This window comes from Burkholderia sp. SJZ089, from assembly GCF_007828315.1.
In the GTDB taxonomy this organism is placed as follows: domain Bacteria; phylum Pseudomonadota; class Gammaproteobacteria; order Burkholderiales; family Burkholderiaceae; genus Burkholderia; species Burkholderia gladioli.
In genome coordinates this window covers 16,905-29,476 of sequence record NZ_VIUM01000036.1, presented here as the reverse complement: position 1 = coordinate 29,476, position 12,572 = coordinate 16,905, and the positions used below count along the sequence as shown (strand labels likewise).

The window sequence follows — 12,572 nt, the reverse complement described above, 5'->3', positions numbered from 1 at the left end:
TCGCTCCGATCGCGATGGAAGAAGGTCTGCGCTTCGCGATCCGCGAAGGCGGCCGTACCGTCGGCGCCGGCGTCGTCGCCAAGATCCTCGACTAAGCCAGTTAGTCGCTGATCGACAGTTTTGGGGCCGGAGCTGTCCGGTCCCACTGGTACAGGGGTATAGCTCAACTGGCAGAGCGTCGGTCTCCAAAACCGAAGGTTGGGGGTTCGATTCCCTCTGCCCCTGCCAAATCGCCACGTTCAGACGTGGCATTTGTTTTAAGGTGTTATGGCGAATCCATCCGTCGAAACTGTAAATACCTCCGGCGATAAGCTGATGCTGGGCCTGGGCGTATTGCTGGTCTTGGCCGGATTTGCGGGCTTCTTCTTGCTTGGTGGCAAGGAGTGGTACATCCGCGGCGCTGCATTGGCAGTTGGGGTCATCGCTGGTGTCGCCGCCGCCCTGATGTCGCTTCCGGGCAAGAGCTTCATCGCCTTCGCGAAGGATTCCTACCGGGAGGTGCGCAAGGTCGTATGGCCTACGCGCAAGGAAGCCACGCAAACCACGCTGGTAGTGTTCGGGTTTGTGTTGGTCATGGCGCTCTTCCTTTGGCTTAGCGATAAGTCGATCGAATGGGTGATTTTCTCGGCGATTCTGGGTTGGAAATGATATGAGCGATACTCCGGCGATCCCGAGCGGAAAGCGTTGGTACGTCGTGCACGCCTACTCCGGTATGGAGAAGAGCGTGCAACGTGCGCTTCAGGAGCGCATTGACCGTGCCGGCATGCAAGACAAGTTTGGCCAGATCCTGGTGCCGACCGAAGAGGTCGTCGAAGTCCGGGGTGGTCATAAGGCGGTGACCGAACGTCGTTTCTTCCCCGGCTACGTGCTGGTCGAGATGGAAATGACGGATGAGACCTGGCACCTCGTGAAGAATACGGCCAAGGTGACGGGCTTCGTGGGCGGCGCACGCAATCGGCCGAGCCCGATTTCCCCGCGGGAAGTCGAAAAGATCATGTCGCAGATGCAGGAGGGCGTGGAGAAGCCGCGTCCGAAAACCCTGTTCGAAGTGGGCGAGATGGTCCGGGTCAAGGAAGGCCCGTTCACCGATTTCAACGGCACGGTCGAAGAAGTCAACTACGAAAAATCGCGAGTGCGCGTGTCCGTTACTATTTTTGGACGGGCAACACCGGTCGAACTCGAGTTCGGCCAGGTCGAGAAAGTCTGAGTTTGGATGGGCAGCCTTCGCGCTGCCCGTCGTCGCGATTACGGTCCGCATCATTGACCGTTGAGGAGCGTCAGTAGCCGCATGGCGAACGCGCGTTATCACTCACCGAACGCCAGCCTGGCGTTCCAACGAGGTGTACACATGGCAAAGAAGATTGTCGGCTTTATCAAGCTGCAGATCCCTGCAGGTAAAGCCAACCCGTCGCCGCCGGTCGGTCCGGCACTGGGCCAGCGCGGCCTGAACATCATGGAGTTCTGCAAGGCGTTCAACGCGCAGACCCAAGCCATGGAGCCGGGCCTGCCGGTTCCGGTCGTGATCACGGCATTCGCGGACAAGAGCTTCACGTTCGTGATGAAGACGCCGCCGGCGACCGTCCTGATCAAGAAGGCAGCGAAGATCGACAAGGGCTCGAGCAAGCCCCACACCGACAAGGTCGGTTCGATCACGCGCGCACAAGCTGAAGAAATCGCGAAGACCAAGATGCCTGACCTCACGGCAGCGGATCTGGACGCGGCAGTTCGTACCATCGCGGGCAGCGCACGCTCGATGGGCATCACCGTGGAGGGCGTGTAAATGGCCAAGATCTCGAAGCGTCGTCAGGCATTTGCCGCTAAGGTCGACCGTCAGAAGCTGTACGCGATCGAAGACGCACTGGCACTCGTGAAGGAATGCGCGAGCGCGAAGTTCAACGAGTCGATCGACGTCGCAGTCCAGCTCGGCATCGATGCGAAGAAGTCGGACCAAGTGGTTCGCGGTTCGGTCGTGCTGCCGGCAGGTACCGGCAAGTCGGTTCGCGTTGCCGTGTTCGCACAAGGCGACAAGGCCGAGCAGGCTCGTGCAGCCGGCGCGGAAATCGTCGGCATGGAAGACCTGGCCGAGCAGATCAAGGCCGGTCAAATGGATTTCGACATCGTGATCGCTTCGCCGGACACGATGCGTATCGTCGGTACGCTGGGCCAGATCCTCGGCCCGCGCGGCCTGATGCCGAACCCGAAGGTCGGCACGGTCACGCCGGACGTCGCCACTGCGGTCAAGAACGCGAAGGCGGGTCAGGTCCAGTTCCGTGTGGACAAGGCCGGTATCATCCACGCCACGATCGGCCGTGCATCGTTCGAGCCGACCGCGCTGCGCTCCAACCTGTCGGCGCTGATCGAAGCGCTGCAGAAGGCCAAGCCGGCGACCAGCAAGGGCGTGTACCTGCGCAAGATCGCGCTGTCGAGCACGATGGGCATCGGCGTTCGCGTCGACCAATCGTCGCTGGCCGCACAGTAATTGCAGTATTCGGATGGCCCCGCCGCGGTGGGGCCATCCAACCAGGGCTTTGGGCGGTTGCCCGGCGCACGAGCGCAGGATGACCGGTTATCAAAGACCGTTGGTGGGAGGCAGCAGGCAGGCACTCCCTTAATGCAGGCCAACGCAGATGGCGAACCCGAACAAGTTTTGAAGTGGTGAAGCCGATGGCGCGGAGCGATCCGGGCCGACGGCGGAAATACTCCTGACGACTCGGACGCCGTTGTTGAACGAGGTACGAAAGGCCCATGCCGATCGTATCGTTTCTGGAGGCTAACCGTGCCGCTTAATAGAGAAGACAAGCAAGCCGTCGTCGCTGAGGTTTCCGCGCAAGTCGCGAAGGCCCAGACCGTTGTGCTGGCTGAGTATCGTGGAATTGCGGTTGGCGATCTGACCAAGCTGCGCGCGCAAGCGCGTGAAAAGCAGGTGTACCTGCGCGTGCTGAAGAACACCTTGGCACGTCGCGCAGTTGAAGGTACGCCGTTTGCTATGCTGGCAGAGCAGATGACCGGCCCGCTGATCTACGGCATCTCTGAAGATGCGATTGCTGCCGCGAAGGTCGTGAACGACTTCGCGAAGAGCAATGACAAGCTGATCATCAAGGCAGGTTCGTTCGATGGCAAGGTGATGGACAAGGCTGGCGTGCAAGCGCTGGCAAGCATCCCGAGCCGCGAAGAACTGCTCTCGAAGCTGCTGTTCGTCATGCAGTCGCCTGTTTCCGGTTTCGCGCGCGCCCTGGCCGCGCTGGCCGAGAAGAAGCAGGCCGAAGCTGCATAACGTCGGCATCACAGATCGCTGGCTGTACCCGCATTCAATTTAGGAGTATTTCACATGGCAATCGCAAAAGAAGACATCCTGGCAGCAGTCGAAGGCATGACTGTTCTGGAACTGAACGAACTGGTCAAGGCGTTCGAAGAGAAGTTCGGCGTGTCGGCAGCTGCAGTGGCAGTTGCTGGCCCGGCAGGCGGCGGCGCAGCTGCTGCAGCCGAAGAGCAGACCGAATTCACGGTCATCCTGGCTGAAACGGGCGCCAACAAGGTTTCCGTCATCAAGGCCGTTCGCGAACTGACGGGCCTGGGCCTGAAGGAAGCGAAGGACCTGGTCGACGGCGCACCGAAGCCCGTCAAGGAAGCCGTGCCCAAGGCTGCCGCTGAAGAAGCGAAGAAGAAGCTGGAAGAAGCTGGCGCAAAGGTCGAAATCAAGTAAGTTTCGACGAGCTGCGCGAAGGCTGGCGGTTTTATACCGCCGGCCTTTTTGTGCTTTGTGGGGACGCTGTTTTGACACTCAATTCGTGTGTCGAAATGGATGGCCCCAGAAGCCAAAGAAAACCGCCCAAGGCGCATCGCGATGCGTGCAACCGGCGATTCTCTTTGTCTTCTGAAGCGACTGCAGAAGGCAAGTTTGGTCGGGTAGCGGGCAACAAAGGCATCCGCTGCCGTCAGCCAGCGGTTGGTAGCGGCCAACCACCAAGCTTCTCGGCTCGAGCCGCCGCACGGCTATCGGGTCTCAGTCGGTGAACACTCGGGTTTGACACGTCCAGGTATCCCGCCTCGATAGCGCCCGCCGTGATTCGGAGATCGTATGCAATATTCCTTCACCGAGAAGAAGCGTATTCGCAAGAGTTTCGCGAAGCGCTCCATCGTTCACCAAGTTCCTTTCCTGCTAGCCACTCAGCTTGAATCATTCAGCACGTTTCTGCAAGCTGAAGTGTCTGCAGCACAACGCAAGTCCGAAGGCCTGCAAGCCGCCTTCACCTCTGTTTTCCCGATCGTTTCGCACAATGGCTTCGCTCGTCTCGAGTTCGTGAGCTATGCCCTGTCGTCGCCGGCATTCAACATCAAGGAATGCCAGCAGCGCGGCCTGACCTATTGTTCGGCACTGCGCGCCAAGGTGCGCCTGGTGCTGCTCGACAAGGAGTCGCCGAGCAAGCCGGTGGTCAAGGAAGTGAAGGAGCAGGAAGTGTACATGGGCGAAATTCCGCTCATGACGCCGACCGGCTCGTTCGTCATCAACGGTACCGAGCGCGTGATCGTGTCGCAGCTCCACCGTTCCCCGGGCGTGTTCTTCGAACACGACAAGGGCAAGACCCACAGCTCGGGCAAGCTGCTGTTCTCGGCGCGGATCATTCCCTACCGCGGCTCGTGGCTCGACTTCGAATTCGACCCGAAGGACGTCCTGTACTTCCGCGTCGACCGTCGCCGCAAGATGCCGGTGTCGATCCTGCTGAAGGCCATCGGCCTGACGCCGGAACAGATCCTCGCGAACTTCTTCGTGTTCGACAACTTCACGTTGATGGACGAAGGCGCGCAGATGGAGTTCGTGCCCGAGCGCCTGCGTGGCGAAGTCGCGCGTTTCGACATCAGCGATCGCGATGGCAAGGTCATCGTCCAGAAGGACAAGCGGATCAACGCGAAGCACATCCGTGACTTGGAAGCCGCGAAGACCAAGTTCATCTCGGTGCCGGAAGACTACCTGCTCGGCCGCGTGCTGGCGAAGAACGTGGTCGACGGCGACACCGGCGAAGTGATCGCGAACGCGAACGACGAGATCACCGAGAGCGTGCTGGACAAGCTGCGCGACGCGAAGATCAAGGAAATCCAGACGATCTACACGAACGATCTGGACCAGGGTCCGTACATCTCCTCGACGCTGCGCGTCGACGAGACGGCCGACAAGACGGCCGCGCGTATCGCCATCTACCGCATGATGCGCCCGGGCGAGCCGCCGACGGAAGAAGCCGTCGAGGCGCTGTTCAACCGTCTGTTCTACAGCGAAGACGCCTACGACCTGTCGAAGGTCGGCCGCATGAAGTTCAACCGCCGTGTCGGCCGTGACGAGATCGTCGGCCCGATGACGCTGCTGGACGACGACATCCTCGCGACCATCAAGATCCTGGTCGAGCTGCGCAACGGCAAGGGCGAAGTGGACGATATCGACCACCTCGGCAACCGTCGCGTGCGTTGCGTCGGCGAACTGGCGGAGAACCAGTTCCGTGCCGGCCTGGTGCGTGTGGAACGCGCGGTGAAGGAACGCCTCGGCCAGGCCGAAAGCGAAAACCTGATGCCGCACGACCTGATCAACTCGAAGCCGATTTCCTCGGCGATCCGCGAGTTCTTCGGTTCGTCGCAGCTCTCGCAGTTCATGGACCAGACCAACCCGCTGTCGGAAATCACGCACAAGCGCCGTGTTTCCGCACTGGGCCCGGGCGGTCTGACGCGCGAGCGCGCCGGCTTCGAAGTCCGTGACGTGCACCCGACCCATTATGGCCGCGTGTGCCCGATCGAAACGCCGGAAGGTCCGAACATCGGCCTGATCAACTCGCTGGCGCTGTACGCCCATCTGAACGAATACGGCTTCCTCGAGACGCCGTACCGCAAGGTGACGGACAGCAAGGTGACCGACCAGATCGACTACCTGTCGGCGATCGAGGAAGGCCGCTACGTGATCGCCCAGGCGAACGCCTCGGTGGACGAGAACACGGGCGAGCTGACCGACGAACTGGTGTCGGCGCGTGAAGCGGGCGAAACCATGATGGTCACGCCGGACCGCATCCAGTACATGGACGTGGCGCCGTCGCAGATCGTCTCGGTGGCCGCGTCGCTGATCCCGTTCCTCGAGCACGATGACGCGAACCGTGCACTGATGGGCTCGAACATGCAGCGCCAGGCCGTGCCTTGCCTGCGTCCGGAAAAGCCGGTGGTCGGCACGGGCATCGAGCGCACCTGCGCGGTCGACTCGGGCACCACGGTCCAGGCCTATCGCGGCGGCGTGGTCGACTATGTCGACGCGGGCCGTATCGTGATTCGCGTGAACGACGACGAAGCGGTGGCGGGTGAGGTCGGTGTCGACATCTACAACCTCATCAAGTACACGCGTTCGAACCAGAACACGAACATCAACCAGCGTCCGATCGTGAAGATGGGCGACAAGGTCGCGCGCGGTGACGTGCTGGCCGACGGCGCCTCGACGGACCTGGGCGAGCTCGCGCTCGGCCAGAACATGCTGATCGCGTTCATGCCGTGGAACGGCTACAACTTCGAGGATTCGATCCTGATCTCGGAGAACGTGGTGGCGGACGATCGCTACACGTCGATCCACATCGAAGAGCTGAACGTGGTCGCTCGCGACACCAAGCTCGGACCGGAAGAAATCACGCGAGACATCTCGAACCTGGCGGAAATCCAGCTCGGCCGTCTCGACGAATCGGGCATCGTCTACATCGGTGCCGAGGTCGAAGCGGGCGACGTGATGGTCGGCAAGGTCACGCCGAAGGGCGAGACCCAGCTGACGCCGGAAGAGAAGCTGCTGCGCGCGATCTTCGGCGAGAAGGCCTCGGACGTGAAGGACACCTCGCTGCGCGTGCCCTCGGGCATGAGCGGCACGGTGATCGACGTGCAGGTGTTCACGCGCGAAGGCATCGTGCGTGACAAGCGCGCGCAACAGATCATCGACGACGAACTGAAGCGCTACCGCCTCGACCTGAACGACCAGCTGCGTATCGTGGAAGGCGATGCCTTCCAGCGTCTGGCGCGCATGCTCGACGGCAAGGTCGCCAACGGCGGCCCGAAGAAGCTGGCCAAGGGCACCAAGATCGACCAGGCCTACCTGTCGGATCTGGACCACTACCACTGGTTCGATATCCGCCTGGCGGACGAGGAAGCGGCGGCCCAGCTCGAAGCGATCAAGAACTCGATCGAGGAGAAGCGCCACCAGTTCGACCTGGCCTTCGAAGAGAAGCGCAAGAAGCTCACGCAAGGCGATGAACTGCCGCCGGGCGTGCTGAAGATGGTCAAGGTCTATCTCGCGGTCAAGCGTCGCCTGCAGCCTGGCGACAAGATGGCGGGCCGTCACGGTAACAAGGGCGTGGTCTCGAAGATCGTGCCGGTGGAAGACATGCCGTACATGGCCGACGGCCGTCCGGCCGACGTCGTGCTGAACCCGCTCGGCGTGCCGTCGCGGATGAACGTGGGCCAGGTGCTCGAAGTCCATCTCGGCTGGGCCGCGAAGGGCCTCGGCTGGCGGATCGGCGAAATGCTGGCGCGCCAGGCGAAGATCGAGGAACTGCGTGTGTTCCTGACCAAGATCTACAACGAGTCGGGCCGCGCGGAAGACCTCGAGAGCTTCAGCGACGACGAGATCCTCGAACTCGCGAAGAACCTGCGCGAGGGCGTTCCGTTCGCCACGCCGGTGTTCGACGGCGCGACCGAAGAGGAAATGTCGAAGATGCTCGACCTGGCGTTCCCGGACGACATCGCGCAGCAGCTCGGCATGACGCCGTCGAAGAACCAGGTGCGCCTGTACGACGGCCGCACGGGTGAGGCATTCGAGCGGACCGTGACGGTCGGCTACATGCACTACCTGAAGCTGCACCACTTGGTCGACGACAAGATGCACGCGCGTTCGACCGGCCCGTACTCGCTCGTCACGCAGCAGCCGCTGGGCGGCAAGGCGCAGTTCGGTGGCCAGCGTTTCGGGGAAATGGAAGTGTGGGCGCTCGAGGCCTACGGCGCATCGTATGTGCTGCAGGAAATGCTGACGGTGAAGTCGGACGACGTGAACGGCCGGACGAAGGTGTACGAGAACCTCGTCAAGGGCGACCACGTGATCGACGCGGGCATGCCGGAATCCTTCAACGTGCTGGTGAAGGAAATCCGCTCGCTCGGTATCGACATCGACCTCGATCGCAACTAATCGGACTACGGAGAGAAAGCAATGAAAGCTCTGCTCGATCTATTCAAGCAAGTCCAACAGGAAGAAGTCTTCGACGCGATCAAGATCGGTCTGGCCTCGCCGGACAAGATCCGCTCCTGGTCGTTCGGCGAAGTCAAGAAGCCGGAAACCATCAACTACCGCACCTTCAAGCCGGAGCGGGATGGTCTGTTCTGCGCGAAGATCTTCGGGCCGATCCGCGACTACGAGTGCCTGTGCGGCAAGTACAAGCGCCTGAAGCACCGCGGCGTGATCTGCGAGAAGTGCGGCGTCGAAGTGACGCTCGCCAAGGTGCGCCGCGAGCGCATGGGCCACATCGAGCTGGCCTCGCCGGTCGCCCACATCTGGTTCCTGAAGTCGCTGCCGTCGCGTCTGGGCATGGTGCTCGACATGACGCTGCGCGACATCGAACGCGTGCTGTACTTCGAAGCCTACGTGGTGATCGAACCGGGCATGACGCCGCTGAAGGCGCGGCAGATCATGACCGAGGAGGATTACTACAACAAGGTCGAGGAATACGGTGACGAGTTCCGCGCCGAGATGGGCGCGGAAGGCGTTCGCGAGCTGCTGCGCGCGATCAACATCGACGAACAGGTCGAGACGCTGCGCACCGAGCTCAAGAACACCGGCTCCGAAGCGAAGATCAAGAAGTACGCGAAGCGCCTGAAGGTCCTCGAGGCATTCCAGCGCTCGGGCATCAAGCCCGAGTGGATGATCCTCGAAGTCCTGCCGGTGCTGCCGCCGGAACTGCGTCCGCTGGTGCCGCTCGACGGCGGCCGTTTCGCGACCTCGGACCTGAACGACCTGTATCGCCGCGTGATCAACCGGAACAACCGTCTGAAGCGTCTGCTCGAGCTGAAGGCGCCGGAGATCATCGTGCGCAACGAAAAGCGCATGCTGCAGGAAGCGGTCGATTCGCTGCTCGACAACGGTCGTCGCGGCAAGGCGATGACGGGCGCCAACAAGCGTCCGCTCAAGTCGCTGGCCGACATGATCAAGGGCAAGGGCGGTCGTTTCCGTCAGAACCTGCTGGGCAAGCGCGTCGACTACTCGGGCCGTTCGGTCATCGTGGTGGGCCCGACGCTGAAGCTGCACCAGTGCGGCCTGCCCAAGCTGATGGCGCTCGAGCTGTTCAAGCCTTTCATCTTCAACAAGCTCGAAGTGATGGGCGTGGCCACCACCATCAAGGCCGCGAAGAAGGAAGTCGAGAACCAGACGGCGGTGGTGTGGGACATCCTCGAAGAGGTGATCCGCGAGCATCCGGTGATGCTGAACCGCGCGCCGACGCTGCACCGCCTGGGCATCCAGGCGTTCGAGCCGGTGCTGATCGAAGGCAAGGCGATCCAGCTGCACCCGCTGGTTTGCGCGGCGTTCAACGCCGACTTCGACGGTGACCAGATGGCCGTTCACGTGCCGCTGTCGCTGGAAGCGCAGATGGAAGCGCGCACGCTGATGCTGGCCTCGAACAACGTGCTGTTCCCGGCCAACGGCGATCCGTCGATCGTGCCGTCGCAGGATATCGTGCTCGGCCTGTACTACGCGACGCGCGAAGCCGTCAACGGCAAGGGCGAGGGCATGTCCTTCACGGGCGTGTCGGAAGTCCTGCGTGCGTACGAGAACAAGGAAGTCGAGCTGGCCTCGCGCGTCAACGTGCGGATCACCGAAATGGTCCACAACGAGGACAAGTCGGAAGGCGCGCCGCAGTTCGTGCCGAAGATCTCGCTGTACGCGACCACCGTCGGCCGCGCGATCCTGTCGGAAATCCTGCCGGCCGGCCTGCCGTTCTCGGTGCTGAACAAGCCGCTGAAGAAGAAGGAAATCTCGCGCCTGATCAACACCGCGTTCCGCAAGTGCGGTCTGCGCGCGACCGTGGTGTTCGCCGACCAGCTGATGCAGTCGGGTTTCCGTCTCGCGACGCGCGCCGGTATCTCGATCTGCGTGGACGACATGCTGGTGCCGACGCAGAAGGAAACCATCGTCGGCGATGCCGCGAAGAAGGTGAAGGAATACGACCGCCAGTACATGTCGGGTCTCGTCACCGCCCAGGAACGCTACAACAACGTGGTCGACATCTGGTCGGCGACGTCGGAAGCGGTCGGCAAGGCGATGATGGAGCAGCTCTCGACGGAGCCGGTGGTCGATCGCGACGGCAAGGAAACGCGCCAGGAATCGTTCAACTCGATCTACATGATGGCCGACTCGGGCGCGCGGGGTTCCGCGGTCCAGATCCGACAGCTGGCCGGGATGCGCGGCCTGATGGCGAAGCCGGACGGCTCGATCATCGAGACGCCGATCACGGCGAACTTCCGCGAAGGCCTGAACGTGTTGCAGTACTTCATCTCGACCCACGGTGCACGTAAGGGTCTGGCTGATACGGCACTGAAGACCGCGAACTCGGGTTACCTGACGCGTCGTCTGGTCGACGTCACGCAGGATCTGGTGGTGGTCGAGGACGATTGCGGCACGAGCAACGGCGTGGCCATGAAGGCCCTGGTGGAAGGCGGTGAAGTCGTCGAGGCGCTGCGCGACCGGATCCTCGGCCGCGTGGCCGTGGCCGACGTGGTCAACCCGGAAACCCAGGAAACGCTGTACGAATCGGGCACCCTGCTCGACGAGACGGCGGTCGAGGAAATCGAACGCCTCGGCATCGACGAGGTGCGCGTGCGCACCGCGCTGACCTGCGAAACGCGTTACGGCCTGTGCGCTGCCTGCTACGGCCGCGACCTGGGCCGCGGTTCGCTCGTCAACGTCGGCGAGGCGGTCGGCGTGATCGCCGCGCAGTCGATCGGCGAGCCGGGCACGCAGCTGACCATGCGTACCTTCCACATCGGCGGCGCGGCTTCGCGTGCGGCGGTGGCTTCGTCGGTCGAGGCGAAGAGCAACGGCACGGTCCGCTTCACGGCGACCATGCGCTACGTCACCAACGCGAAGGGCGAGCAGATCGTCATTTCGCGTTCGGGCGAGGCCATGATCACCGACGATCTCGGCCGCGAGCGCGAACGTCACAAGATCCCGTACGGCGCGACGCTGCTGCAGCTCGACGGCGACGTGATCAAGGCCGGCACGCAACTGGCCACCTGGGATCCGCTGACGCGCCCGATCATCACCGAGTACGGCGGTACGGTGAAGTTCGAGAACGTCGAGGAAGGCGTGACGGTCGCCAAGCAGATCGACGACGTGACGGGGCTGTCGACGCTCGTCGTGATCGACGTGAAGCGCCGCGGCTCGCAAGCCTCGAAGAGCGTGCGCCCGCAGGTCAAGCTGCTCGACGCGAACGGCGAGGAAGTGAAGATCCCGAACACCGAGCACTCGGTGCAGATCGGCTTCCAGGTCGGCGCGCTGATCACCGTGAAGGACGGCCAGCAGGTGCAGGTGGGTGAAGTGCTCGCACGTATCCCGACCGAAGCGCAGAAGACGCGTGACATTACCGGCGGTCTGCCGCGGGTGGCGGAACTGTTCGAAGCGCGTTCGCCGAAGGATGCCGGCATCCTGGCCGAAGTCACGGGTACCACCTCGTTCGGCAAGGACACCAAGGGCAAGCAGCGTCTGGTCATCACGGATCTCGAGGGCAACCAGCACGAGTTCCTGATCGCCAAGGAAAAGCAGGTCCTGGTCCACGATGCCCAGGTCGTCAACAAGGGCGAAATGATCGTGGACGGCCCGGCCGATCCGCACGACATCCTGCGTCTGCAGGGTATCGAGGCGCTGTCGCGCTACATCGTCGACGAGGTGCAGGACGTGTATCGTCTGCAGGGCGTGAAGATCAACGACAAGCACATCGAGGTGATCGTTCGCCAGATGCTGCGTCGTGTGCAGATCACCGACAACGGCGATACGCGCTTCATCCCGGGCGAGCAGGTCGAGCGTTCGGACATGCTTGACGAAAACGATCGCATGATCGCGGAAGACAAGCGTCCGGCCACCTACGAGAACATCCTGCTGGGTATCACGAAGGCGTCGCTGTCGACGGATTCGTTCATCTCGGCGGCATCGTTCCAGGAGACGACGCGCGTGCTGACGGAAGCGGCGATCATGGGCAAGCGCGACGATCTGCGCGGCCTGAAGGAAAACGTGATCGTCGGCCGTCTGATCCCGGCCGGTACCGGCCTGGCGTTCCACAAGGCACGCCGGACCAAGGAAGTCTCGGATCGCGAGCGTTTCGACCAGATCGCGGCGGAAGAGGCCTTCGATTTCGCTATCCCGGAAACGCCGGCTGCCGACACGCCCGACACCGTCGAGTCGCAGCAGCACCCGAACGCGGAGTAAGCGAGCGCGGCGCAAGCCGCCTTCCAGGCTCCGCCATCAAGACCGCCCGGTTTCGACCGGGCGGTTTTTTTTCGTCCATCGATTTCGCGGCGGCCGGCGC

At 62.4% G+C, this 12,572-nt stretch carries 8 protein-coding genes, 1 tRNA gene and 1 pseudogene; all 10 read left to right on the top strand.

Features of this window, described 5'->3' with window-relative positions; all coding sequences use genetic code 11:
* Positions 1-95, top strand: a pseudogene (locus FB600_RS36045) (elongation factor Tu); the annotation flags it as partial.
* 57 nt (positions 96-152) lie between these two features.
* Positions 153-228, top strand: a tRNA-Trp gene (locus FB600_RS36040).
* A gap of 39 nt (positions 229-267) precedes the next feature.
* The gene (gene secE, locus FB600_RS36035) at positions 268-648 is read left to right on the top strand and encodes a preprotein translocase subunit SecE (protein ID WP_098154637.1); all 381 of its coding nucleotides are present in this window, start codon (positions 268-270) and stop codon (positions 646-648) included.
* Between the two features lies 1 nt (position 649).
* The gene (gene nusG, locus FB600_RS36030) at positions 650-1,207 is read left to right on the top strand and encodes a transcription termination/antitermination protein NusG (protein ID WP_098154636.1); all 558 of its coding nucleotides are present in this window, start codon (positions 650-652) and stop codon (positions 1,205-1,207) included.
* A gap of 141 nt (positions 1,208-1,348) precedes the next feature.
* Positions 1,349-1,780: a 50S ribosomal protein L11 gene (rplK, locus tag FB600_RS36025; protein ID WP_013696351.1), complete on the top strand. Its 432-nt coding sequence runs from the start codon at positions 1,349-1,351 to the stop codon at positions 1,778-1,780.
* A complete protein-coding gene (gene rplA / locus FB600_RS36020) occupies positions 1,781-2,479 on the top strand; it encodes a 50S ribosomal protein L1 (protein WP_013696352.1) in 699 nt (232 codons plus the stop codon).
* Positions 2,480-2,776: 297 nt separating this feature from the next.
* Positions 2,777-3,274, top strand: a complete 498-nt coding sequence (rplJ, locus tag FB600_RS36015; RefSeq protein WP_096749865.1) for a 50S ribosomal protein L10 — start codon at positions 2,777-2,779, stop codon at positions 3,272-3,274.
* A 54-nt stretch (positions 3,275-3,328) separates the two neighbouring features.
* On the top strand, positions 3,329-3,703 hold the full coding sequence (gene rplL / locus FB600_RS36010) for a 50S ribosomal protein L7/L12 (RefSeq protein WP_013696354.1): 375 nt from the start codon (positions 3,329-3,331) through the stop codon (positions 3,701-3,703).
* A 375-nt stretch (positions 3,704-4,078) separates the two neighbouring features.
* A complete protein-coding gene (gene rpoB, locus FB600_RS36005) occupies positions 4,079-8,188 on the top strand; it encodes a DNA-directed RNA polymerase subunit beta (protein WP_025101107.1) in 4,110 nt (1,369 codons plus the stop codon).
* Between the two features lie 21 nt (positions 8,189-8,209).
* Positions 8,210-12,472 carry a DNA-directed RNA polymerase subunit beta' gene (gene rpoC / locus FB600_RS36000; RefSeq protein ID WP_096749864.1) on the top strand — a complete coding sequence of 1,421 codons (4,263 nt, stop codon included), beginning with the start codon at positions 8,210-8,212 and terminating at the stop codon, positions 12,470-12,472.
* The last annotated feature ends 100 nt before the right edge of the window (positions 12,473-12,572 follow it).